At 63.2% G+C, this 22,102-nt stretch carries 24 protein-coding genes; 9 read left to right on the forward strand and 15 right to left on the reverse strand.

Annotated elements, in window-relative coordinates:
* Positions 1–5 precede the first annotated feature (5 nt).
* Both ACWPW0_RS04765 and ACWPW0_RS04770 read right to left on the reverse strand, forming a co-directional pair.
* Positions 6–1,970, reverse strand: a complete 1,965-nt coding sequence (locus ACWPW0_RS04765) for a methyl-accepting chemotaxis protein (protein ID WP_454254585.1) — start codon at positions 1,968–1,970, stop codon at positions 6–8.
* A gap of 99 nt (positions 1,971–2,069) precedes the next feature.
* Positions 2,070–3,686 carry a GGDEF domain-containing response regulator gene (locus tag ACWPW0_RS04770; protein WP_447589491.1) on the reverse strand — a complete coding sequence of 539 codons (1,617 nt, stop codon included), beginning with the start codon at positions 3,684–3,686 and terminating at the stop codon, positions 2,070–2,072.
* A gap of 339 nt (positions 3,687–4,025) precedes the next feature.
* On the opposite strand from ACWPW0_RS04770, the gene ACWPW0_RS04775 reads away from it, so the two are divergent.
* The 4 genes from ACWPW0_RS04775 to speA all read left to right on the forward strand — a co-directional run bounded on the left by ACWPW0_RS04775 (position 4,026) and on the right by speA (position 8,338).
* Positions 4,026–5,096 carry a DUF2333 family protein gene (locus tag ACWPW0_RS04775; RefSeq protein ID WP_454254586.1) on the forward strand — a complete coding sequence of 357 codons (1,071 nt, stop codon included), beginning with the start codon at positions 4,026–4,028 and terminating at the stop codon, positions 5,094–5,096.
* Positions 5,093–5,635 (forward strand): NUDIX hydrolase, encoded by a 543-nt coding sequence (locus tag ACWPW0_RS04780; protein ID WP_454254587.1) that lies wholly within the window; start codon positions 5,093–5,095, stop codon positions 5,633–5,635. The genes ACWPW0_RS04775 and ACWPW0_RS04780 overlap by 4 nt, the downstream gene beginning before the upstream one ends.
* A gap of 251 nt (positions 5,636–5,886) precedes the next feature.
* Positions 5,887–6,258: a translation initiation factor Sui1 gene (locus ACWPW0_RS04785; protein ID WP_454254588.1), complete on the forward strand. Its 372-nt coding sequence runs from the start codon at positions 5,887–5,889 to the stop codon at positions 6,256–6,258.
* Positions 6,259–6,424: 166 nt separating this feature from the next.
* Positions 6,425–8,338 carry an arginine decarboxylase gene (speA, locus tag ACWPW0_RS04790; RefSeq protein ID WP_447589498.1) on the forward strand — a complete coding sequence of 638 codons (1,914 nt, stop codon included), beginning with the start codon at positions 6,425–6,427 and terminating at the stop codon, positions 8,336–8,338.
* 7 nt (positions 8,339–8,345) lie between these two features.
* Here speA and pdxR read toward each other — a convergent pair whose 3' ends face one another.
* The gene (pdxR, locus tag ACWPW0_RS04795) at positions 8,346–9,752 is read right to left on the reverse strand and encodes a MocR-like pyridoxine biosynthesis transcription factor PdxR (protein ID WP_454254589.1); all 1,407 of its coding nucleotides are present in this window, start codon (positions 9,750–9,752) and stop codon (positions 8,346–8,348) included.
* A 90-nt stretch (positions 9,753–9,842) separates the two neighbouring features.
* Here pdxR and ACWPW0_RS04800 point away from each other — a divergent pair, with 90 nt between their 5' ends.
* From ACWPW0_RS04800 to ACWPW0_RS04810, 3 genes are read left to right on the forward strand one after another with little or no spacing between them, the layout of a single operon-like run.
* Positions 9,843–10,283, forward strand: coding sequence for a GNAT family N-acetyltransferase (locus ACWPW0_RS04800; RefSeq protein WP_447589502.1), 441 nt, complete (start codon positions 9,843–9,845; stop codon positions 10,281–10,283).
* Between the two features lies 1 nt (position 10,284).
* A complete protein-coding gene (locus ACWPW0_RS04805; RefSeq protein ID WP_454254590.1) occupies positions 10,285–10,914 on the forward strand; it encodes an FMN-dependent NADH-azoreductase in 630 nt (209 codons plus the stop codon).
* Positions 10,911–11,342 (forward strand): carboxymuconolactone decarboxylase family protein, encoded by a 432-nt coding sequence (locus tag ACWPW0_RS04810; RefSeq protein WP_447589506.1) that lies wholly within the window; start codon positions 10,911–10,913, stop codon positions 11,340–11,342. The genes ACWPW0_RS04805 and ACWPW0_RS04810 overlap by 4 nt, the downstream gene beginning before the upstream one ends.
* A gap of 47 nt (positions 11,343–11,389) precedes the next feature.
* Here ACWPW0_RS04810 and ACWPW0_RS04815 read toward each other — a convergent pair whose 3' ends face one another.
* Genes ACWPW0_RS04815 through ACWPW0_RS04825 form a run of 3 tightly spaced genes read right to left on the reverse strand, consistent with a single transcriptional unit; the run spans position 11,390 to position 14,261 of the window.
* Positions 11,390–11,854, reverse strand: coding sequence for a DUF2214 family protein (locus ACWPW0_RS04815; RefSeq protein ID WP_454254591.1), 465 nt, complete (start codon positions 11,852–11,854; stop codon positions 11,390–11,392).
* 11 nt (positions 11,855–11,865) lie between these two features.
* On the reverse strand, positions 11,866–12,903 hold the full coding sequence (locus tag ACWPW0_RS04820; protein ID WP_454254592.1) for a diguanylate cyclase domain-containing protein: 1,038 nt from the start codon (positions 12,901–12,903) through the stop codon (positions 11,866–11,868).
* Positions 12,903–14,261, reverse strand: a complete 1,359-nt coding sequence (locus ACWPW0_RS04825; RefSeq protein ID WP_454254593.1) for an MATE family efflux transporter — start codon at positions 14,259–14,261, stop codon at positions 12,903–12,905. Before ACWPW0_RS04825 ends, ACWPW0_RS04820 begins: the two co-directional genes overlap by 1 nt.
* A gap of 197 nt (positions 14,262–14,458) precedes the next feature.
* Between ACWPW0_RS04825 and ACWPW0_RS04830 the strand changes: the two genes are divergently transcribed.
* A complete protein-coding gene (locus tag ACWPW0_RS04830) occupies positions 14,459–14,791 on the forward strand; it encodes a hypothetical protein (protein WP_454254594.1) in 333 nt (110 codons plus the stop codon).
* Between the two features lie 31 nt (positions 14,792–14,822).
* The gene (locus ACWPW0_RS04835) at positions 14,823–15,017 is read left to right on the forward strand and encodes a hypothetical protein (protein WP_454254595.1); all 195 of its coding nucleotides are present in this window, start codon (positions 14,823–14,825) and stop codon (positions 15,015–15,017) included.
* Between the two features lie 293 nt (positions 15,018–15,310).
* Here the strand turns inward: ACWPW0_RS04835 and ACWPW0_RS04840 are convergent, their stop codons facing one another.
* From ACWPW0_RS04840 to ada, 9 genes are all read right to left on the reverse strand, one after another.
* Complete coding sequence (locus ACWPW0_RS04840; RefSeq protein WP_454254596.1) at positions 15,311–16,435, reverse strand: GGDEF domain-containing protein; 1,125 nt, start codon at positions 16,433–16,435, stop codon at positions 15,311–15,313.
* Between the two features lie 142 nt (positions 16,436–16,577).
* On the reverse strand, positions 16,578–17,021 hold the full coding sequence (locus ACWPW0_RS04845; RefSeq protein ID WP_454254597.1) for a DMT family transporter: 444 nt from the start codon (positions 17,019–17,021) through the stop codon (positions 16,578–16,580).
* A gap of 54 nt (positions 17,022–17,075) precedes the next feature.
* Positions 17,076–17,564, reverse strand: a complete 489-nt coding sequence (locus tag ACWPW0_RS04850) for an N-acetyltransferase family protein (protein ID WP_454254598.1) — start codon at positions 17,562–17,564, stop codon at positions 17,076–17,078.
* Entirely contained in the window at positions 17,561–18,127 is a 567-nt protein-coding gene (locus tag ACWPW0_RS04855; RefSeq protein ID WP_447589521.1) for a DUF4136 domain-containing protein, read from the reverse strand. Before ACWPW0_RS04855 ends, ACWPW0_RS04850 begins: the two co-directional genes overlap by 4 nt.
* 218 nt (positions 18,128–18,345) lie before the next feature.
* The gene (locus ACWPW0_RS04860; RefSeq protein WP_454254599.1) at positions 18,346–18,945 is read right to left on the reverse strand and encodes a DUF4136 domain-containing protein; all 600 of its coding nucleotides are present in this window, start codon (positions 18,943–18,945) and stop codon (positions 18,346–18,348) included.
* 37 nt (positions 18,946–18,982) lie between these two features.
* Positions 18,983–19,744: a methyltransferase domain-containing protein gene (locus ACWPW0_RS04865; protein ID WP_454254600.1), complete on the reverse strand. Its 762-nt coding sequence runs from the start codon at positions 19,742–19,744 to the stop codon at positions 18,983–18,985.
* Positions 19,745–19,754: 10 nt separating this feature from the next.
* Positions 19,755–20,057 carry a nucleotide pyrophosphohydrolase gene (locus ACWPW0_RS04870; RefSeq protein WP_454254601.1) on the reverse strand — a complete coding sequence of 101 codons (303 nt, stop codon included), beginning with the start codon at positions 20,055–20,057 and terminating at the stop codon, positions 19,755–19,757.
* An 87-nt stretch (positions 20,058–20,144) separates the two neighbouring features.
* On the reverse strand, positions 20,145–20,894 hold the full coding sequence (locus ACWPW0_RS04875) for a hypothetical protein (protein ID WP_447589529.1): 750 nt from the start codon (positions 20,892–20,894) through the stop codon (positions 20,145–20,147).
* Between the two features lie 106 nt (positions 20,895–21,000).
* On the reverse strand, positions 21,001–22,044 hold the full coding sequence (ada, locus tag ACWPW0_RS04880; protein WP_454254602.1) for a bifunctional DNA-binding transcriptional regulator/O6-methylguanine-DNA methyltransferase Ada: 1,044 nt from the start codon (positions 22,042–22,044) through the stop codon (positions 21,001–21,003).
* Between the last annotated feature and the right edge of the window lie 58 nt (positions 22,045–22,102).

Consider the following 22,102-nt stretch of genomic DNA (forward strand, 5'->3'; position numbering starts at 1 on the left):
CGCCGTCATAACCGGAATGCCTGTACGGCGGTATGCAATTGGCCGCCCAGCTCCAGCAACTGTTCACCCTGGCTACGGCCTTCGCCGATGCGTGCGAGGTTGGCGCCACCGAGCTGGTGGATGCGTTCGCTGTGTCCACGAATCTCGCTGGCGGCGCCACCCTGCTGGGCGGTGGCTTCGGCGATGCGTTCGGCCATGCTGGTGATGGTACGGATCGACGCCACCACTTCATCCAGTGCGCCATCAGCCTGTTCGGCCTGGCTGGCGGTGGCTTCGGCATGCTCGACCTGAGCGCGCATGGCCGAGACGGACTTCTGCGCGGCATGTTGCAGGCGGGTGATCAGTTGCTGGATTTCATCGGTGGCGCCGCTGGTGCGTTGCGCCAGTGAGCGCACTTCGTCGGCGACCACGGCGAAGCCACGGCCCATTTCTCCGGCGCGGGCAGCTTCGATGGCGGCATTGAGCGCGAGCAGGTTGGTTTGTTCGGCCACGCTGCGAATTACCGTCAGCACCTGGCCGATGGTGGCGGTTTCTTCAGCCAGTTGTTCGATCGACAGGGCATTGCTCTGCACTTCGTCGACCAGCGCGTGCAGGCCTGTCAGGCTCTGCTCGATCACCTGCTGCCCCTGTTCGACCGCGCGACTGGCCGAGCGGCTGGCGGTGGCGGTTTCGCTGGCGTCGTCGGCAACCTGCTGGATGGTGTTTTCCAGTTCACCCAGGGCATCGCGGATCTGCGCGGTGTCGGCAAGCTGGCGTTCAGCGCCGCCATGCAGGCCCTGGCTGAGGTCGGCCAGGGTGCGGCTGCTGCCGGCAACTTGTTCGGCATGCTGATGAATGGTGCCGACCAGCTCGACCAGGTAGCGGCGCAGGTGATTCAGCGAGTCTTCGATATCGCGCATCTCGCGGGTCGTCGAGTTCAGGGCGATCGGCGTGGCGAAGTCGCCAGCGGCCCAGGCCGACAGGTCCGGCGCCAACTGGCTGAGTACGGTGCTCAGGCGCCGCTGGATACGGTCGAGCATCAAGGCTACCAGCAGAATCAGGCCGATCATCAGGCCCTGAACCAGGCGTACTTCACGTTGTATCCGTTGCTGTTCGGCGCGTACCGCAGGCTCGAGCGCGGCCAGTGCCTGCTGCAGGTGGTCGACCTTGGCGGTCGTGCTGCGCGTCAGCTCGCCACGGGTTTCGATCAGTTCCCGGGTGCGTTGCAGTTCGGTTGGGTAGCGTTTGAGCAGGCTGCCCAATTCGCGTTTGAGCGCGATGCCACGGTCTTCCGCCTGTTCGTCCTGGTTACTGGTGTCCAGGCCCAGCAGGTCGGCGAAAGAGCTGCTCGCACTGTCCTGGCTGGCGCTCACGCCGAGCAGCGGCAGACTGTCGATCTGGCTGGCCTGCTGGCCAAGAGCGGCCAGTTCGCGGTCGACGTCCGCGGCCAGTTCGCTGCGTCCGCTGCTGACCAGTTTGTCGCGGGCATGGCCCAGGCGGGCCAGATGCTGGGCGGCCTTGAACAGGTGGGGCTGGTAGCGTGCAGCGTCAGCGGTATTCCCTTCCTGGCTGTACTGGGCAAGCTGGTCGAGGCTGGCACCGATTTCGCGTTCGGCTTGCAACAGCAGGCCTTGCGGGTCACCCGCCAGCTTGCCGGCGGCGAGCAGGTCGCTGGCGACAAATTGACTGAGGTCGGAGAGGCTGGGACGCAGTTCGTCTGCCAACGCGCTGGGCAGCTCGCCAAGTTCCTGTTCCAGGCGGGCGATGGCCTGGCTGGCTTCGTTGTGGCGCACGGCGTTGCCACTGGCCAGGTAGCCGCTGATGTTGTCGGCAATCTGCTGCTGAAACTGTTGAGACAAGCTCATGTAGCGCTGCATCAGCAGGTAGGGGCGTTCCAGTGCCTGCTCCGACCACCAGAGCGTGACGCCGAGCGCCAGGCAGGCGGCGACCAGCAGGGCGGTAGACAGGTTGGTAAGCAGCTTGAGGCGCATGGCAGGGGCCACCGTAATGCTTGAGCGGTGTCCTGAAGGTTATTGCGGTTTGATTGCAGGCTGATGACAGCGTGACGGGAGTCACGCTTTCAGACTGGATCAGTCACGGTGGATTTCCACCCGGTTACGGCCGCCATGTTTGGCGACGTAAAGCGCTTCGTCAGCCTGCTTGGAGAGGGTGTTGCTGTCCATGCCGTCATTCATCTCGGCGATCCCGCAACTGAAGGTGCAGGACAGGTCGAGCGGCTGCGCGGGGTAGTGGATTTCCGAGAAGCGCTGGCGGATTTCGTCGAGTACGCGGGCGGCGGTTACCGCATCGGTATCGGGCAGGACCACGGCGAATTCTTCGCCACCATAGCGACCAATATGGTCGGTCTTGCGCAGGCGCTGCTTGAGAAACAGGGCCAGGCTCTTGATCACGCGGTCGCCCATGGGGTGGCCGTAAGTGTCGTTGACCTTCTTGAAGTGGTCGATATCGATCATCGCGAAGGTCAGCGGCTCGCCATCGCGGCGCGCGCGGAAACGCGCATCCTCGAGCAATTGCAAAGTGTGGGTGTGGTTGTACAGGCCGGTGAGGCTGTCGCGCACCATGCGTGCCTTGAGGTTGCGCGCGCGGGCGGCGCGGTTGCGCACGGTGGAGATCAGGTGGCGCGGCTTGATCGGCTTGGTGAGGAAGTCATCGCCGCCTTCGCTCATTGCATCGAGCTGTTTGTCGAGATCGTCCTCGGCTGACAAATAGATGATCGGCACGCTGACATAGCGGTCGTTGTGGCGAATCACCTTGGCCAGCTCGGTGCCGCTGCAGTCAGGCATGTACATGTCGAGGATGATCAGGTCGGGCTGGAAGTCGGCCAGCTCGGCCATGGCCTGGATCGGCTCGGTCAGGGTGCGGGTGACGATACCGGCGCTGTTCAGCACGCGCTCGGTATGGATGGCCTGGGCGCGCGAGTCGTCGACCACCAGCACCTTGTACGGCTCGTACTGCGACACGTGGGTGAGCACTTCGATACGTTCGATCAGGCTGGAAGCGTCCAGGCTGCCGGTAAAGAACTCCTGGCCACCGGCGCGCACGGCGGCCAGGCGGGTCGGGGTGTCGGTGTCTTCATGGCTGAAGAACAGCAACGGCAGTTTCTGCTCCAGACCCTGCTGCACATCACTGGCCAGTTGCAGGCCCATGCCGGGACCGGAGAAGTCAACTTCCATCAGGATCGCCGCCGGGTGGCGCTCGACCATCGCCGAGCGGAAGGCATTGGCGGTGGCCAGGGCCTGAGCGGTCAGACCGAAGAACTCCAGTTGCTGGGCCAGGCGTTCGGCGCGCTCCTCGTCCTGCAGGGCGAGGTATACCGGCTTGCGCAGCGGCGGCAGGAAGGTCTGCTCGTACTGGTCGCCGTGGCGCAGGCCCGTACGCGAGAGGCGCTGCATAAGCTGGTTGAGCTCGGTGATCAGGTGACTGGTGAGGCGCCCGCGATTGGCCTCGACCGCCGTCAGGCAGTTGCCGATGGATTCGGCCAGTTGTGCGTGGCCTTGCTGCTCGAAGCGCTCGGCATAGCGCAGCAGGCCCAGGTTGACCTCGACCAGTTCGGCCATGTCGGTGGCATTCCACTCGACCTGTTGCAGCCGCTGCCACACTTCCAGCACCTGGCGAGCCTGGTTGATCACCCGCTTGGCGAAGTGTTGCTTGAGACGGTCGCGACTTGGATCTTCTTGCTCGGTCATGGCCTGATCTTCTGCTATTCGACGTCGCGGCTGAATGATGGCCTCATGCTACCACTGGGTTTTTTTATTGCCACTACCGACGATCATCTGGCGCCAATAGAGCGTTGCTTTTGGCGGACGAGCCCTGCTTGGCGCTGCGCAATGGCCGAGGCTGACTTATAGTGCATTACCGCAACGCATGGCCCAATGTGTGGTCGGACTATTCATCGGGGCATGTGTGCCCGGGCCGGGATACTGCACGGTATCCCCTTCATGGCTCAGGCACTGCTTCGCATTTCTGGCTCGATCCTGCCGTGGAGAGATCGGCCAGGGCGTTCAACGACGATTAAGGACATGACCATGCTGGATTGGAAGACACGCACCGAAGACCCTCTCGCCAGCGCAGGTGGCACCACCAGTGTGCCGCGCCGCGCATCCAGTGGTCGCTGGCTGGCCCGCTCGCTGGGCATCCTGATTGCTCTGTACCTGCTGGCCGCGTTGCTGGTGGGCTGGTACTGGAGCCAGGAGCCGGCGTTGTTCCCGGTGCAACAGCATGCCCAGGCGGCTGCCGAAAAAGCCCAGCGCAAGCTGGTGACTGGCTACACCACGGTGGAAACGCTCAAGGAAGTGGCCGGCACTCTGTTGCACAAACCCGGTGGCTACCTGACCAACGACATCGCCCCGCCCGGCCTGTGGCTGGACAACATGCCGAGCTGGGAATATGGCGTGCTGGTGCAGGTGCGCGACCTGTCGCGTGCGCTGCGCAAGGACTTCGCCCGTTCCCAGTCGCAGTCCACCGAAGACCCGGATCTGGCCAAGGCCGAACCGCGTTTCAACTTCGACAACAAGAGCTGGGTGCTGCCGGCCTCCGAGGACGAGTACGCTGAGGGGATCAAGTCGCTGGACCGTTACCTGGCTCGCCTCAGCAACCCCAATCAATCCAACGCACAGTTCTATGCGCGTGCCGATAACCTGAATAATTGGCTGGGCGATACCGCCACGCGTCTGGGCTCGTTGTCGCAGCGCTTGTCTGCCAGTGTCGGGCGGGTGCGTTTGAATACCGATGTGCAGCCGGACCAGCCGATCCCGCAGGGCGAAGCCATTCCGGTGCGTGAGGAAGAGGTGAGGACGCCTTGGCTGCAGATCGACAACGTGTTCTACGAAGCCCGTGGCCAGGCCTGGGCGCTGTCGCACATCCTGCGTGCCATCGAGGTGGATTTCGCCGACGTGCTGGCGAAGAAGAATGCCACCGTCAGCGTGCGCCAGATCATCCGTGAGCTGGAGGCCGCCCAGGAGCCGCTGTGGAGCCCGATGGTGCTCAATGGCAGCGGCTACGGCATGCTCGCCAACCACTCGCTGGTGATGGCCAACTACATCTCCCGTGCCAACGCGGCGATCATCGACCTGCGTACCCTGCTGAGCCAGGGTTGAGCATTTCCGTGCAAGAGGCGGCGCACCGTGCCGCCTCCGACCGCGAGCAAGTGGTCTGGGTCGATGAGCAGGATCGTGTGCTGGGCAGCCTGCCGCGGTCCGACTTGCGTGAGCGCGGCCTGATCGGTCGTGGCACCTTCATCCTGCTGTTCAACAGTGCCGGGCAACTGTGCGTGCATCGGCGCACCTTGAGCAAGGCGGTGTATCCCGGTTATTGGGATGTGACCGCTGGCGGCATGGTCGGGCCCGATGAAAGCTATGTGCAATCGGCCGAGCGTGAACTGGCCGAAGAGCTGGGCATTCAGGCGGCCACGCTAGAGGCGCATGGTCGTTTCCTGTTCGATGAACCGGGTAATCGCCTATGGGGCGCGGTGTTCTCCGCTGTCTCCGACGCTCCGGTGCAGGTGCAGCCGGAGGAAGTGCTGGAGGCGCGTTTCGTGGGTCTTGAACAGGTCCTGGCCGACCTCGACCAGCGCCCCTATTGCCCTGATTCACTGCAGGCCCTGCAGCTCTACCTAGCGAGCCGCCAAACGTCCTGATGGCGTGCCTTTGTGCAGGAATTCGGACGATGCGTTCAGGATGCCGAACGAGGTCGCCAATCCGTTGAACAATGGCGCAATTTGGCACTTAGCACGGGCCGTCTTTGCCTTTACACTGCGCGGCCTCTGATCGCCGTCCTCGGCGCTCATGACCGGGCTCCCGCCCGTTGCGCTGCCCCTGCCAGAGTGGGGCCTCGCGGCTGACAGCCGTCAGCCAGTCGCTATCCTGACCAACCCAAGAGGAAAAGCCGGTGGTCAAGAAAGCTGCGTCCTTTGCCGCCCTGGGCGGACTCGTCTACTCCACCGATGGTGGTCGGCATTGCCCCGACTGTGGCCAGCCCGTGGATGCCTGTGCCTGCAAACAGAACCAGATTCCCGAAGGCGACGGCATTGCCCGCGTGCGCCGCGAAACCAAGGGGCGGGGCGGCAAGACCGTCACCACCATCACCGGCGTGCCTCTGGCTGCTGACCCGCTCAAGGACCTGGCCAGCGCGTTGAAGAAACGCTGCGGTTGCGGCGGTGGCCTGAAGGATGGCGTTATCGAGATCCAGGGTGACCATGTCGACCTGCTGCTCGACGAGCTGACCAAGCGCGGTTTCAAGGCGAAGAAATCCGGCGGCTGAAACGCCGTCGTGTGGTGGCGGCTCAGGGCGGCCAGTGCAACAGCTTCTAAACTTCTCGGCGAGATGGGCGGTCAACACTGCGTCATTCGTCATGTTATGGCTTTAACCTGCGGCGCGGTCCGGTGCATCCGGCTCGCTGCAGATCCTTTGTTTCAGGGAGACCTCGATGGCCGTAAGACGTACACGCAAAGATGACGGAAGCCAGTGGACAGTCGCGGATAGCCGCAGCGTATATGGCATTCGCCACTGGGGCGCCGGCTACTTCTCGATCAATGATGCCGGGCGCGTGGAAGTGCGCCCGAACGGCCCGCAGAGCGCGCCCATCGACCTGTATGCCGAACTCGACCAGTTGCGCGAAAGCGGTTTGAGCCTGCCGTTGCTGGTGCGTTTTCCCGACATCCTGCAGGACCGCGTGCGCCAGCTCACCGGCGCGTTCGACGCCAATATTGCGCGCCTGGAATACCAGGGCCGCTACACCGCGCTGTACCCGATCAAGGTCAACCAGCAGGAAGCGGTGGTGGAAAACATCATCGCCACGCAGAATGTTTCCATTGGCCTGGAAGCCGGTTCCAAGCCCGAGCTGCTGGCCGTGCTGGCGCTGGCGCCGAAGGGTGGGACCATTGTCTGCAATGGCTACAAGGACCGTGAATTCATCAAGCTGGCGCTGATCGGGCAGAAGCTCGGCCACAACGTGTTCATCGTCATCGAGAAAGAATCCGAAGTGCAGCTGGTGATCGAAGAGGCGGCCGAGCTCAAGGTGCAGCCGCAGATCGGCCTGCGTGTGCGCCTGTCCTCGCTGGCCTCAAGCAAGTGGGCCGACACCGGTGGCGAGAAGTCCAAGTTCGGCCTGTCGGCGGCGCAGATCCTCTCGGTGGTCGAACGCTTCCGTGAGGCGGGCCTGGATCAGGGCATTCGCCTGCTGCACTTCCACATGGGCTCGCAGATCGCCAATATCGCCGACTATCGCAAGGGCTTCCGCGAGGCCATTCGTTATTACGGCGAGCTGCGCGCGCTGGGCCTGCCGGTCGATCACATCGATGTCGGTGGTGGCCTGGGTGTCGACTACGACGGCACCCATTCGCGCAACGCCAGTTCGATCAACTACGACATGGACGACTACGCGGCCACCGTGGTCGACATGCTGCGCGAGTTCTGCGATCGCCAGGAGCTGCCGCACCCGCACATCTTCTCCGAAAGCGGCCGCGCCATGACCGCCCACCACGCCGTGCTGGTGGTGCAGGTGACCGATGTGGAGCGGCACAACGACGATGAGCCGGAGATCGATCCTGCTGTCGAGCAGCCCGAAGTGCTGCAGGCGCTAATCGAACTGCTGGGTCCGACCGATCCGGAGATGGTTGCCGAGAGCTACTGGCGCGCGACCCACTTCATCGAGGAAGTGGCCGCGCAGTATTCCGCCGGCAAGCTCTCGCTGGCGCAGAAGGCGCTGGCCGAGCAGTGCTACTTCGCCATCTGCCGGCGCCTGCACAACCAGCTCAAGGCACGCCAGCGTTCGCACCGCGCGGTGCTCGACGAGCTCAACGACAAACTGGCCGACAAGTACATCTGCAACTTCTCGGTATTCCAGAGCCTGCCGGACACCTGGGCCATTGGCCAGATCCTGCCGATCCTGCCGCTCGACCGCCTGAACGAGGAGCCGCTGCGCCGCGCTGTGCTGCAGGACCTGACCTGCGACTCCGATGGCAAGATCCGCCAGTACGTCGACGAGCAGAGCATCGAGACCAGTCTGCCGGTGCACGAAGTGCGCGAGGGCGAGGACTACCTGCTGGGTATCTTCCTGGTCGGCGCCTACCAGGAAATCCTCGGCGACATGCACAACCTGTTCGGCGACACCGATTCGGTGAACATCTACCAGAACGCCGATGGCAGCGCGTACCACGCCGGGGTGGAAACCCACGACACCATCGAGGACATGCTGCGCTACGTGCACCTGTCGCCGGAGGAGTTGATGAACTACTACCGCGACAAGGTCGCCAGCGCCAAGCTCAGCGCCCGTGAGCGCACGTCATACCTGGACGCCTTGCGCCTGGGACTGACGCGTTCTTCCTACCTGTCCTCGTAACGCAGGTTTACTCCAACGCTTCACGCAGCCGCCGAGCCAGGTGCAATGCCTGCTCGGCGCTGACGATGTTGGTGAAGCCAAGCAACAGCCCCGACCCGCACGGTTTCTGCAGTGCCCAGCTGGATAGCGGCGAAACGGCCAGCCCGGCTGCGTGTGCCCGCGTGGCCAGGGCGCGATCATCTTCACCATCGGCGAGCCGGGCCAGGAGATGGATGCCGCCGGCCTGCAACTCCACGTGCAAGCGTGAGCCGAACACCGTCGTCAGAGCGTCGGCCAGATACGTGCGGCGTTCGGCATAGAGGCTGCGCATTCTTTTCAGGTGGCGGGCGAAGTGGCCCTGGTCGAGGAAGTCCGCAGTCGTCGCCTGCGGTAGCGCCGGGCAGCCATGGTCAAAGAGGCGCGCAGTGTGGGTGAAACGCTCCACTTCGGCGGGTGGCACGACCAGATAGGCGAGTCGTAGCCCGGGGAACAATACCTTGCTGAAGGTGCCGCAATAGAGCACCCGGCCGCTGCGGTCGAGGCTCTTCAGCGCCGGCAGCGGGCGGCCGACGTAGCGGTATTCACTGTCGTAGTCGTCCTCGATGATCCAGGCCTGATGAGCCTCGGCCCAGTCGAGCAGCGCCAGACGCCGTGGCAGGCTGAGCGATACGCCCAGCGGGCTCTGGTGCGACGGTGTAACCAACGCGCAGCGGGCATTCGCCGCATGCGCCATGCCGGCGTCCACACACAGGCCTTGGTCATCCACCGGTACGGCTGCCAGGCGTATGCCGACACCTTCCAGCAACTGCCGGGCCTGGAAATAGCCGGGGTCTTCGAACCAGCAGGTATTGCCTTCCTGCAACAGGCTGTGGCGAATCAGCAGCAAGGCGCTGCGGTAACCGGCGGTGACGAATATCTGCTCGGGCTCGCAGGCAATGCCACGCGACACGCCCAGGTAACGGGCGATGCTGCGGCGTAGCTGCGACAGGCCACCAGGTGCCGGATAATCCAGCTCGTTGGCGCTGAGCTGGCGCAGATGGCGGGCCCCCAGGCGGCTCCATACTTTACGAGGAAAGGCATCCAGTGCCGGCAGGCCGAGCTGGAAGGGTTGTGCTTCGACGGAACTCCGGAGGTGCGTTGCTGGGCGTGCCGGGGGCAGCGGTGAGTTGCTGGTCGGTGCATGGACGAGCTGGGGCGACACCACGGTACCCGCCGGCCCACGAGCGAGCAGATAGCCTTCGCCGATCAGCAACTGATAGGCGGCCTCCACCGTGCCGCGGGCAATGTTCAACTCGCTGGCCAGGCTGCGTATCGCCGGCACGCGCTCGCCGGGGCGCAGACGGCCGTCGGCGATGGCATCACGCACACGTTGATAAAGCTGCTGGTAGACCGGGGTGGCCTGGTTGCGGTCCGGGTCGAGGCGGATGTCATGCATGGCTCATGTCCCAGTCATTCTGTTGATTCTTGGCTCTATTGACTATGCCATTGCGCCTCTAGAGTAGCAGCACGTTTCTGGAGAACTGCCATGCCCCATGCCCCTGACTACCATTTCGACTGGCTTGCCGATGAACGCGATCTGCTCGCCTGTTTCCCCCTGATGCGTGAGTTGCGCCCGCACCTGGCGGATGCCGGGCAATTCGTTCGCCAGGTCGAGCGACAAGCCGAGCAGGGTTACCGCCTGCTGGCCGCACGCCAGGGAGAAGAGGTGCTGGGCCTGGCTGGTTGCCGGTTGCAGGAGAACCTCATCTACGGTCGCTTCCTGTATGTCGATGATCTGGTGACCCGCGAGGACCAGCGTCGCACCGGGATTGGCGAGCGTCTGCTCGCTACGGCACGAGACGAGGCGCGGCGCCTCGGGTGCAAGAACCTGGTGTTGGACACCGGCCTTGGCAACGCACTGGCCCAGCGCTTCTATTTCCGCCAAGGCCTGCTGGCGGCCGGCATGCATTTTCGCGAGGCGCTCTGAGATGCGGCGCATCCTGCTGCTCGAATGCAGTCCCCATGGTGGTTCCAGTGTGGGCAGTCACCTGGCACGGGATATGGCCGGCTGCCTGTTGCGTCGCCATCCCCAGGCCCAGGTGCTGGAGCGTGACCTGGCGCGTGATCCACTGCCCGCATTGGCGGCCGAGTTTGCCCAGGCCATCACCGGGCGGGCTGATGCCGAGTCACCGGTTTTCCAACTCTCCGAGCAACTGATCGCCGAGCTGGAAAACAGTGATTGCCTGCTGATCGCCACGCCCATGCACAACTTCACCGTACCGGCGGCGCTCAAACTATGGCTCGATCATGTGGTGCGCATATCCCGCAGTTTCACGGCCACCGCGACGGGCAAGGTGGGGCTGTTGCACGACCGGCCCACCTTCGTGGTAGTCAGCGCCGGTGGCTTCTACCGCGGTGAGCAGGCACGCCAGCCGGACTTCCTCAGCCCGTATCTGCGTCACGTGCTGGGCACCATCGGCATCCACCAGATCGAGTTCATCCACCTGCAGGGCCTCACCCACGGTCCCGAGCAGGTCAAGGCGGCGCTTGCCGAAGCACGCCGCGAGCTGAGCCTGGCTCCCTTCTTTTCTTCCCTGTCCTTAGGAGAACATCCATGAGCATCCTGCGCTTACCCTATTACGAGCTCTCCGCCGAGGCGGTACAGGGCCTGCAAGCGGCCAACAAGGCCCTCGAAAAGAGCCCATTGGGCAGGCCGTTGATCGAGCTGGTCTACCTGCGAATTTCACAGATCAATGGTTGTGCTTTCTGCCTGGAAAAGCACAGCAACTCCCTGCGCAAGGACGGTATCGAACAGCCCAAGCTGGACAGCCTGGCGGGTTGGCGGGTGAGCCGGTTCTTCGATGCGCGTGAGCGTGCCGCCCTGGCCTGGGCCGAGTCACTGACCGATGTGGTGCGCAGCAACGCCGCCGATGCCGATTACCTGCCGCTCAAGGAGCACTTCAGCGATAAGGAAATCTCCGACCTGACTGTCGCTGTTGCCCTGATGAATGGCCTCAATCGTCTGGCCGTGGGCATGCGTCTTTAAGGGGCGCACGGCGCCCCTGCTGTATCGAGCCAACGCCTGGGTGGCTTTCAAACGCCTGCGCCGATCATCCCGTAGCCACGCGCCATCAGGCTGGCGAGCACTGGCAGGCACAACAGAAGCAGCAGTTCGATGCGAATCACCCAGATCGTGCGTTTGGCTTGTGCCGGGGTGATGGTTGGCGCACGGCCGGCGAGCAGGTCGTTGCGCCAGTTGAAGAAGGTCAGCGTCGGTATGATCGAGAGCAGGCCGATCAGAATGAACAGCCCGACCTTGGCGTGGAACAGCCCGTTGTTCAGGTAGTAGTCGAGCCCCTTGCCATACCACAGCATGCGCGCGGCCCCGGTGGCCAGCACCAGGCCGGCGCTGATGCCATAGGCGATGTCGATCCGCAGCAAACGCTTGGCCCCGGCAGCGTCCATCAGCGGTTTGAACAGCAGGTGCTCGGCGGTCAGCAGGGCGAACAGGATGAAGATCGACAGGTAGTGCAGGCTGGCGGCGATGGCAATGGCCATGGCGCTTCTCCTCAGACAGAGTCGTTGTGGTGGATCACGCGATTGCGGCCTTGCTGCTTGGCCTGGTAGAGCGCCTGGTCGGCGCGGTGAAGCACACTGTCCTGGCTTTCTCCCGGCTCGGTGATGGCGGTGCCGATACTGGTGGTCATGCTGTGCTCGACCTGGCCCAGGAGCATCGGTGGGCTGGCGATCTCATGCCGAATGCGTTCGGCAATCAGCTGCAGTTCATGGGCATCGCTGACACTGACCAGGGCGACGAACTCCTCACCACCCAGGCGAACCAGCAGATCGTCCGGGCGCAATGCGGTGGCCATTCGCCGCGCGCTTTGCCACAAGGCCTGATCGCCTCCGGCATGGCCATGTTGGTCATTGACCTGTTTGAAGTGGTCGAGATCGCAGAAGATCACCCCGAGGTGCCGCCCCATCGCCACTGCACTGGCATATTCGCGTGGGAAAAACTGGTTGAGCCCGGCGCGATTCCACAGCTGGGTCAGGGGGTCGAGCAGGGCGCGGCGCTGTTCGCGGTCGACATCGCAGCGCAGCTTTTCGGCGTGCTGACTGACGCTGCGCAACTGCAGGTACCCTTCGGTCAGGGTGCCCAGGTCGCTCAGGCGCGTGCGTTCGGCCTGGCTCAACTGACGTGGCTGCGGGTGCAGCAGGCATAACGTACCGATGGGCTGGGCGTCTCGGCTGTAGAGCGGTTGGCCGGCATAGAAACGAACGAACGGTGCGCCGGTAACCACCGGATTGTCGGCAAAGCGCGGATCGGTTCGGGCGTCCTCGACCACCAGTGGGCTGTGCGCGGCCACGGCATGGTCGCAGAAGGAAATGTCGCGGCTGGTCTGCGCGGCATCCAGGCCGATGCGGGCCTTGAACCACTGCCGGTCGTGATCGATCAGGCTGATCAACACGCTCTCCACCTGGAACAGTTCGCGGGTCAGTCGCACCAGCGTATCGAGGTAGTGTTCGGCCGGGGTGTCCAGCAGTTCGAGTTCATCGAGTGCGCGTTGGCGATCCTGTTCGTCTGCGAGGCGAGGGGCTGAAAGCATCAAAAACTCCGTTTGACGTCCGAGGGTATCCAGGCATCGCGGCGGTGCAGGCGCCAGGCCATTGCTCCCAGGCTGATACCTCTGAACAGCATAAAACATAAAAACGCCAGCCACAGACCGTGATTGCCCAAGCCCTGGCTCAGCCAGCCAACGGGTACCGCCAGGGCAACCGCCAGCAGCATGGCATTGCGCATTTCCCGCGCCCGGGTGGCGCCGATGAACAAGCCATCAAGCAGGTAACCCCAGACCGCCAGGAGTGGCAGCAGCGCCAGGTAGGGCAGGTAGTGATAGGCCACCTCACGCACCTCGCTGATATCGCTCTGCAGGTTGACGAACTGGTGCCCGCCGACGAGAAACAGCAGGGCGAAAGCCAGGCTGGCCAACAGCGACCACCCGCCCGATACCAATAGCGAGCGGCGCAGCGCATCGCGGTCGCGTGCACCGATGGCGTGGCCGCACAATGCCTCCACCGCATGGGCCAGGCCATCCAGCGCATGAGCCGTCAGCAGCAGGCCGTTGAGCAACAGGGCATTGGCCGCCACCGTGGCATCGCCCAGGCGGGCGCCCTGCACGGTAATCAGGAAGAACACCAACTCCAGCGCCAGGGTGCGGATGAAAATGTCCCGGTTGACACCCAGCAGCGGTTGCCAGCTCACCCAGCGGCGCAGGGCTGGCCAGTCCGGTCGTCCGGGTGTGCGGCGCAGTGCACGGCGCGTCAGGGCCAGGCCGAGCAGGGCGCCGCTCCATTCGGCGATCACCGAGGCACGTGCCGCACCGAGCACGCCCCATTCCAGGCCGAGTACGAACCACAGGGCCAGGGCGGCATTGAGCAGGTTGGTGCACAGCAGAATGGCCAGCGGCGCGCGTGCGTTCTGGTTGCCGAGAAACCAGCCGACCAGTGCATAGCTGGCCAGGGCAGCCGGCAGGCCGAGCAGACGCACCTGGAAGAACTCGCGGGTCAGGGTGTCCAGCTCGGCTGACGGGTTCATCAGGCCCAGTGCCCAGCCGCTGAAAGGAATGGCCAGCAATCCCAGCAGAAGCGCGAAGCCCAGGGCTAGCAACAGGGCCTGCAGCAGAATCTGCCGCAATGCGCCGCCGTCGCCACGGCCACAGGCCTGTGCGGCAAAACCGGTGGTGCCCATGCGCAGGAAACCCATGGCCCAGACGAGCAGTGTGTACAGGCTGCTGCCGACGGCGACGGCACCCAACTGATGGGCATGGGGCAGATGGCCGACCACGGCGCTGTCGACCAGGGCGACCATGGGCACTGAGAGGTTGGAGAGAATCATTGGCGCGGCGAGCGCCCAGACCCGGTGATGAGTCGGGGTATGACGCCAGGCGTCTTTGAAGAGGTTCATCGGGTGCTCCGCAGTGAGGCGGCAGTATAAGCCGCTGGCTCCTGGCGGCGAACGGTGCAGGGCTGCGATCAGCGCGGAATAGGTTACAGACGCAAAGTATTCTCGTATGGGGTCCGCGCTTGCCCTGCAACTGGGGCTGCCATCCTTATAGAACACGACCACCGAAGAACTGAAACTGGCCTTCAAGGCTCATGCGCGTGAACTGCTACAACGATGCCAGTGGTTACATGGACAATGTGAAGAAGGAGGGTGCGCTCTTCTACGCCATCTTCGAGGCTGACCTGGCGCCTCGGACACTCGCCACGCTGGGCTTTACCTACCAGAAAGACCGCAATTCGGATTATGACTGGTCGGCCCTGCCTACCCGCGCCGATGGCTCGTTAGCGAGCCGTTCCAGCTGTTCGGCAGACGGCATGAGCTGGTGGTGGGTGCCACCATTCGTCAGGACGATTTCGATGGTGCACTATTCCAGGCTGATCAGAATGGGCGGGCGGAGTACTTGCCCCGTACGATTGCTACGAAGCCTCTGACAAGGTCAGGAACCGTGGTCTCGAACTGGAAGTGAACGGTGCCCTGGCGACGGATTGGAATCTGTCTGCCGGCTACACCTACACCCAGTCCAAATACATCGCAGGCAGCCAGAAGGGCGAGGACTACTCATCGCTGGCGCCACGCCATCTGTTCAAGATCGCAACTGACTATCGTTTCTCGGGCATATTGAACAAGGCGCGAGTGGGCGGCAGTTTCCATGCGTAGAGCAAGATCACCAACCACGATGAGGATTACAAGATCCAGCAGCGTGGCTACACGCTCACCAGCCTGCATGCGATCTACGAGATCAACGAGAACCTGGAGCTGCAGTACAACCTGGATAACGTCTTCGACAAGAAATACATCCAGACCATCGGCAACGACAACTATTGGAACTTCTACGGCGAGCCACGCAATTTCAACCTGGCATTACGGGCGAAGTTCTGACGGGCAGGATGGGCTCAGTGATCGCCGAGCTCATTTCGTGCTCCGCTGTTCATGGTCGCGGTCGGATGCGTTCAGCCGGCCAGCACCAGCCGATCACGACCTTCTTCCTTGGCGCGATACAGCGCATCGTCGACTCGTTTGAAAAAGGCTTCGGCGCTGCTGTCATGCTCGGGATCATAACTGCCCAGCCCCAGGCTGGCTGTCAGGGGGAGGTGGTGCTCCTCTATGGCGAGGCCTTTGCAGGCCAGGTTCTGGCGAAACTCTTCGGCCAGTTCTCTGGCCTGCTCCTGCGAGGTATCGAGCATCAGTACACCGAACTCCTCGCCGCCGAGGCGTAGCAGGGCATCGCTGTCTCGGCGGAACACCTGGCGCATGCGATCGGCAAAGGCATTCAGGCACCGGTCACCGATGGTGTGACCGTATTCGTCATTGATGCGCTTGAAGAAGTCGATGTCCAGTAGCACCAGCGACAGTTGGCCTTGTTGGCGCTGGGCATTGGCAACCAGCACGGGGAACAGGTTGTTGAATTCGAAACGGTTGCCAAGCTGGGTCAGGCTATCGGTGCGGCTGAGCAGGTCGAAGCGTTCACGCTGTTCAATCAGCTGTTGTTCCATTTTCAGGGTGGCGTGATATTCGCGATGGCTGCGATTCAGGGCCAGCAGCAGGTAGCTGAGGTAGACGGCCAGGGTAATCAATAGTGCATGGTGCTCGCCCCAGTTCACGCCCAGCGCTATCAGCCCCGGCAGATAGAGCAGGAAAATGGCGCTGATGCCGCGGCCTTTACGCATGGGGAAGTTGAAGGCCATGGCTGTGCTGAAGGCAACCGTGCTCAAGGTGGCGATCAGGCGTGATGGTTCGAATTGAGGGGCCGACCAGGCCCATGCGTGAAGTAGGCCCCACGTCAGGGAGGTGATAAGGATCAGGCTCCAGTGACGGTCGATCCAGCGTTGCTGGGCCGTGGGACTGTCCTGTTCAGGGAGCTTGTGCAGCCAGCGCAGGGTCAGCATCAGGGCAAAGAACGCAGCGAACAGCAGGCCGCTCGCCAGCAGGTCCCTCGGCGCGCTGCTGAACAGCCAGGTCAGCAGCCACGCCAACAGGTAATAGATACCTCCCAGACGGGTACGGACGCGGGTGTCCTGTGCTTCGCGCCAGATGGCGAAGGCCTGGGTCTGCCGGGGCAGAGCTGAATTTGGCATGTGCTGTGATCACAAATACGACGGCCTGAGCATAGCGCCGGGATATGGGCGATGGAAGCCAGTTGCCAGCACGTTGGTCGTAAAGTTTCGGACACTCAAAGGGGCTACAAAGGGAGGCACCTTTTGGTAGCGGGCCAAGCCTTCAGCCGCGCCTGATCAGCCATACACCGCCGATGATCAGCGCAACGCCGGCCAGTTTGCCAAGGCTGATCGGTGCTTCGCGAAAGCCCGCCCAGCCCTGATGGTCGAGCAGCAGAGCCATGACCATTTGCCCGGCCAGGATCAGCGACATGAACAGCATCGCGCCAATACGTGGACCGGTGAAGGCGGCGGTGGCGATGAAGAACGCGCCCATCAGCCCGCCACCCAGGTGCCACCAGCTCAGGCTCTTGAGTGCAGCAAGAGTTGGCAGGTCACGCTGAACGATGACGATCGCCAGCAAGGCCAGGGTGCCAACCACGAACGACACTAATGCGGCGCTCATTACGCTGGACAGGTTGTTCGCCAGTTGGCCGTTGATACCGGCCTGCAGGGGCATCAGAGCACCCGCCAGCAAGGGCAGGGCAAGCAACCACCAGGGATGCATGGCTATCTCCGTGGGGAAAGGGACGGGCCAGTATGGGGGAGATTATCCGGCGGGTCAGCTGTTTAGCGCTTTGGAAAACTGCACCAGAGCCACCCGCTCGCCATTGGGATGTTGGCGTTCGACGATGGCATTCACCGCATAACCCAGGCGGGTATAAAGCAGCAACCCGGCGCTGTTGCCGTTGAAACACGACGCCTGAAGATGGGTAGCGGCGAAGTCATGTCGGGCTTGTTGCTCCATGCTGCCGATCAGGTAGTGCGCCACGCCATGACGGCGAGCCCATGGCGCGACCATCAGGTTACCCAGTGCACAACTGGCACCTTGCTGCCATTGATAGAAATTGGCATAGCCAGCCAACTGGCCACCGAGCAGGGCTACCGTTGCATTGCGTCGGCCAAGGCGAGCCGTTTCGAGTTGGCCGACGGTGAGTGGCCAGGTGGCTCTGGGAAAGGCGAAGAACAGCTCGTCGGCGTTCTGCACGAAACCAACGACCTCATGGAGATCGTCGGCAGTCGCGGGGCGTTGGCTGAATGCCTCGCTCATTGCGGTGGATATTGGCTCAATACCTTGGCAACTGTTTCGCGAATGGCGGCTTCGCGTTCGGCCGGGCTTGGCGGCATGCTGCGCATGATCTGTTCGGAGCTGCCGCGCCAGACCAGCTTGCCATCCTTGCCGTCGAGCAGGTCGATCTGCAGGGTGGCGACCTTGTACTCGATGGTGCGGGTTTCGGTCTGCATCATCGGGCCGCCCCAATAGCCACCCCAGTATCCTCCCCAATAGCCGCCGCCGTAATTGGTGCTGACCTGTTCCTGGCGCTGGTCGACGATCAGATAGACCTGCACCTTGAGGTCGGCCGTCTTGCCAGCCTGGACCGGGCGCAGGCCACGCTGGTCGAGTTGTTGGCTGACTGCTTCACGAATGCGCTGCTCGGTGAGGTCGCTCTTGATGCGTGGATCATCCGGGCGATAGGACAGCGCTGGTGTTTGCCAGGTCCAGTCGCGGTAAGCGGCGAAGTCGCGGGTAATGTCGAAGTCGTGATCGATCTGGGTGCTCTGGCAGGCGGCCAGCAGCAACAGGGCAGGGATCAGCAGCAGACGCGAGAGCATGGTTAGAACCTCCGGGTTAGAGCGCTATCGAAACGTATTCCGAGCGCCTCGGCAAGCGACTTAGAACCTGTTTACGATCTTATGAATTAGAGCTAGGCAAGGCGAAAGTGGCCGAGGAAGTGGAGTTTACGAGCTGTAAATGAGCATCCGAGGCTAGTTTTAACGTCGTATGGCCGACAGTCAGGAGAGCGTAAACAGGTTCTTAGGCAATCCTGATGCTACGACGGAGGAAAGCCTTGCAGGGCTTTCTTCACTGCCTCGCGCAGCGCGTCAGCGCGCTCGGATTGGCTGCCCTTGCTGAGTGCCTCGGCTGAGCTGCTCCAGACGGGCTGGCCATTGCGGCCATCGAACAGGTCGATGCGCACCACGGCCACTTCCTGTTCGTAGGTGCGGGTCAGTGGTACACGGCCGTACATGCCGTAGCGGTCACCATAGGGGCCGCTGCCGTAGTAGCTGCCATAGTCATCACGAACCTGGTACTGACGGCGCTCCAGGCGCAGGTCACTGGTCACCTGCACGTCGGCAGTCGTGCTGGAGGCTGCGGGGCGCAGGCCGCGTTGATCGAGCGCGTTGCTTACCGCCTCGGCGAGCAGTGCGCTGTCTGCCCAGGCGCTGCCCGGCGGCAGTTGGCCGTTGCGCCAGCTCCAGTTGCGGTAGCGTGAATAATCACGGGGGGCGGCTGGGTAGGCGCTGAGATCGAGATGGTTTTCGATACCCGGCGGTGCCGGCGGCAAGGGAAGTGATTCTTCGACATAGGGATTGCTGCTGGCGCAGGCGCCGAGCAGCATGGTCAGGGACAGCGGCAGTAGGTAGCGCATGGGATGCCCCCTGTAGCGTCTTGAACGGGCCGGTAGGTTAGTCGTCGGTGGTCAGCGGTCGGCACATCCAGTGCTGGTAACGGCCGAGACCGGCAAACGTTGGGTGACGGCGGTGCGCCAACTCCATTTCCAGCAGGTCGGTGAGGTCGGCCTTGGCCTGGAACTCCACCGGCATGTAGTCATGAAATACGCGCACGCCACTCTTGGTTTCGACCGTCCAGTGGCCGTCGAGTTGCGTCGCCAGTTCACGCGGATCGAGCGGTTGTTGTGGGGTCAGGCTTTGGCCCTCTCCAGCGAAGCGAGCCTTGCGCAGCTTGCGGAAGTGGCCCTTGAGCAGGTTGCGGTAGATCAGCGCGTCCTTGTTGTAGAACGCCAGCGACAGCCAGCCACCGGGTACGGTCAATTGATGCAATACCGGCAGGATGGCATGCGGCTCGGCGAGCCATTCCAGGACGGCATGACACAACACCAGGTCATAGGGCTGGTCGAGTTGGCCGAGCAGTTCCTGCCACGGTGCCTGGATGAAGGTGGCCGTGATGCCGGCTTCGGCGAAGCGTTGGCGCGCGCCTTCAAGCATCGGGGCGGCGGGTTCGGCCAGGGTTACCTGATGATCGCGTTCGGCCAGCCACAGTGACATGTGCCCCAGGCCCGCGCCGATATCCAGTACCCGCAACGGGCGTTCAGGCAGGGTTTCCTTGAGGTCGGCCTGCAGGACAGCCAGGCGGATGGCACCCTTGGCGCCCCCGTAGATCTTTTCGGCAAAACGGGTGGCCAGCTCGTCGAAGTGGCGGTCGGTCATTGGAAGCTCATTAGGCGAAGCGCCGTTCGTTGTCGGCCAGTTTGGCGCGTACCGCCTGGTCCATGTCGATGCCCAGTTCGGCGCAGAACAGCAGCAAGTAGAGGACGATGTCACCGACCTCCTGGCCGGCGTGTTCCAACTGAGCTGCATCGAGATTGCGTGACTGCGGTTCATCGAGCCACTGGAAGATTTCCACCAGCTCGGCCATTTCCACGCTGGCGGCCATCGCCAGGTTCTTTGGCGAATGGAAGGGGCGCCAGTCGTTACGGTCGCGAATGGCATGCAGTCGCTGGGTAAATTCGGTGATGTTCATCGCAGGCTCCGGTCAGGCTAAAGCGGGCCTGGAGACGTTGGCAGGACGGGTACGCTCGACCGGCGAGCATACCCGGTCACGCAGCGGTTACGGGTAGCCGCTCTCGTTGGCGTTCGGCAGGACTTCGATTACGCGCCAGATGGACGAGTAGACGCTTTCCTGGGAGAAGGTTACACGACCCTGGCCTTTGTACAGATTGACCACGCGTGCAATGTCCTTGCCCTTGAAGTTGAAAGGCACCCAGGCCTTGCCGGTCTGGTGCGAGTAGGTCGCGGTTGGGGCGCCGAGAATGGCGTTGACTTCATCCATGGTCATGCCATTGACCACGCTGCCGAAGGAACCCTTGGCCTGCTGAGTGGCAGGTTTGGCGGCTTGCGCTACGGGTTTGGCACCTGACGAGGCTGCGCCGGAGCGGTAGCGATCGAGGTTGACCGAGCCGGCAGCGAAGCTGGGGTTGCTGGCGCTCAGGCTGCCGGCGGCCTTGCCGCAATGGCGCGACAGTTTGCGGTTGCCGGATTCAGCTACCGTGGTCAGCAGATTCTTGTAGCGGCCATTGCCGGAGTTGCCGATGGCCTTGCAGACCCAGGCGTAGGCATCGGCTTCGCTGTTGCTGGTGGCAGTGGTGTAGCGCTGGGCCAGGATTTCGGCAGCTACATCGAGTACTTCCTGATCGCGGTAACCGGTGTGATAGATGCTCTGCGCCGCTTGGCTGACCGATACCGGGCCACCTTGCAGCAACTGGTCGATATAGCGCTGACCGACCGGGTCAACGGCATGAGCCTGACTGGTGAAGCCGACGAGGGCCGCGGTGAACGCGAGGGCGATTCCCTGTTTCATGGGTGCAATCCTGTATGTGCGGTAGGCGTTTGGCCAACCCCGGCGCCGGTGAGCGGAGTTTGGTGGGCGCCACAGTAGCGTTCCGCACGATAAACGCCAAGAGGGGCTAATGAGCCCTGGTTCGCACCGCTGCCTCGGCAGCCAGCAGCGCGGCCTTGCGGGTGATGCCCCAGCGGTAGCCACTCAGGTTGCCGTTGGCCCCGACCACGCGGTGGCAGGGGATTAACAGCCCCAGCGGATTGCTGGCGCAGGCCCGCGCCACGGCACGGGCGTGGCTGTCGATCTGCACGGCCAGTTCGCCATAACGCCGAGTCTGGCCGAGCGGTATTTCCCGCAAGGCTTGCCAGACCCGTTGCTGAAAGGCGCTGCCGCGCAGATCCAGCGGCAGGTGTGCCGCTCGATCAGGTTCAGCTACCTGGGCGAGCACTTGCTGCAGCCAGGGTTGCAGGCTTTGCTGGTCACGCTGGAGTGTCGCGGCGGAGAAACGCTGGTGCAGCTCCTGCTCCAGACTTTGTTCATCGTCACCGAACAGCAGGGCACAGGCGCCCTTGTCACTGGCGGCGAGCAGCAACTGGCCCAACTCGCAGGGGGCGATGGCATAGCGCAGTTGTTCGCCCGCACCTTGCCGGCGTCGTTGCGCAGGGCTGAGTGCAGTCGGTTGCTCATAGAGCGCTCGGGTACCGGAGAACCCGGCCTCGAGTGCCGCCTCCAGCACCGAATCGGCTTGCGGCAAACGCGCATCGAGGCGTTGGCGGCGCTGGGCGTTGGCCCAGGCCTTGGGTGTCAGCCCGGTGCGTGCTTTGAACGCACGGGCCAGGTGCGAAGCAGACAAGCCGATGCGTGTGGCCAGTTGCTCGAGCGTCAGCGCGCCATCGTGCTCCTGCAATAGGCGACAGGTCGCGATAACCAGGGCGTCTACCTGCTCGGCCGGGCTGGTGCCTTGTGGTGAACAGCGTTTGCACGGACGAAAGCCGGCGGCTTCGGCGCTGGAGGCGTTGGCGTAGAAGTCGACGTTTTCGCGCTTCGGGCGGCGCGCCGGGCAACTGGGTCGGCAATAGATGGAGGTGCTGCGCACGGCGAAGACGAACTGCCCATCCTGTGCAGCATCGCGGTCGCAGACGGCTTGCCAGCAGTGGTTGATGTCGAGCATGGCGCTTTCCTCGGAACGGCTATGGGGCAATTCTCCATCGCGCCCGTCAGCCTGCCAA

This window comes from Pseudomonas sp. Marseille-Q8238 (genome assembly GCF_965111915.1).

Bases quoted from the DNA above. Each gene is read 5' to 3' on its own strand.
- ACWPW0_RS04765 (WP_454254585.1), bottom strand. From the start codon at position 1,970: ATGCGCCTCAAGCTGCTTACCAACCTGTCTACCGCCCTGCTGGTCGCC.
- ACWPW0_RS04770 (WP_447589491.1), bottom strand. From the start codon at position 3,686: ATGACCGAGCAAGAAGATCCAAGTCGCGACCGTCTCAAGCAACACTTC.
- ACWPW0_RS04775 (WP_454254586.1), top strand. From the start codon at position 4,026: ATGCTGGATTGGAAGACACGCACCGAAGACCCTCTCGCCAGCGCAGGT.
- speA (WP_447589498.1), top strand. From the start codon at position 6,425: ATGGCCGTAAGACGTACACGCAAAGATGACGGAAGCCAGTGGACAGTC.
- pdxR (WP_454254589.1), bottom strand. From the start codon at position 9,752: ATGCATGACATCCGCCTCGACCCGGACCGCAACCAGGCCACCCCGGTC.
- ACWPW0_RS04800 (WP_447589502.1), top strand. From the start codon at position 9,843: ATGCCCCATGCCCCTGACTACCATTTCGACTGGCTTGCCGATGAACGC.
- ACWPW0_RS04805 (WP_454254590.1), top strand. From the start codon at position 10,285: ATGCGGCGCATCCTGCTGCTCGAATGCAGTCCCCATGGTGGTTCCAGT.
- ACWPW0_RS04810 (WP_447589506.1), top strand. From the start codon at position 10,911: ATGAGCATCCTGCGCTTACCCTATTACGAGCTCTCCGCCGAGGCGGTA.
- ACWPW0_RS04815 (WP_454254591.1), bottom strand. From the start codon at position 11,854: ATGGCCATTGCCATCGCCGCCAGCCTGCACTACCTGTCGATCTTCATC.
- ACWPW0_RS04820 (WP_454254592.1), bottom strand. From the start codon at position 12,903: ATGCTTTCAGCCCCTCGCCTCGCAGACGAACAGGATCGCCAACGCGCA.
- ACWPW0_RS04825 (WP_454254593.1), bottom strand. From the start codon at position 14,261: ATGAACCTCTTCAAAGACGCCTGGCGTCATACCCCGACTCATCACCGG.
- ACWPW0_RS04840 (WP_454254596.1), bottom strand. From the start codon at position 16,435: ATGCCAAATTCAGCTCTGCCCCGGCAGACCCAGGCCTTCGCCATCTGG.
- ACWPW0_RS04845 (WP_454254597.1), bottom strand. From the start codon at position 17,021: ATGCATCCCTGGTGGTTGCTTGCCCTGCCCTTGCTGGCGGGTGCTCTG.
- ACWPW0_RS04850 (WP_454254598.1), bottom strand. From the start codon at position 17,564: ATGAGCGAGGCATTCAGCCAACGCCCCGCGACTGCCGACGATCTCCAT.
- ACWPW0_RS04855 (WP_447589521.1), bottom strand. From the start codon at position 18,127: ATGCTCTCGCGTCTGCTGCTGATCCCTGCCCTGTTGCTGCTGGCCGCC.
- ACWPW0_RS04860 (WP_454254599.1), bottom strand. From the start codon at position 18,945: ATGCGCTACCTACTGCCGCTGTCCCTGACCATGCTGCTCGGCGCCTGC.
- ACWPW0_RS04865 (WP_454254600.1), bottom strand. From the start codon at position 19,744: ATGACCGACCGCCACTTCGACGAGCTGGCCACCCGTTTTGCCGAAAAG.
- ACWPW0_RS04870 (WP_454254601.1), bottom strand. From the start codon at position 20,057: ATGAACATCACCGAATTTACCCAGCGACTGCATGCCATTCGCGACCGT.
- ACWPW0_RS04875 (WP_447589529.1), bottom strand. From the start codon at position 20,894: ATGAAACAGGGAATCGCCCTCGCGTTCACCGCGGCCCTCGTCGGCTTC.
- ada (WP_454254602.1), bottom strand. From the start codon at position 22,044: ATGCTCGACATCAACCACTGCTGGCAAGCCGTCTGCGACCGCGATGCT.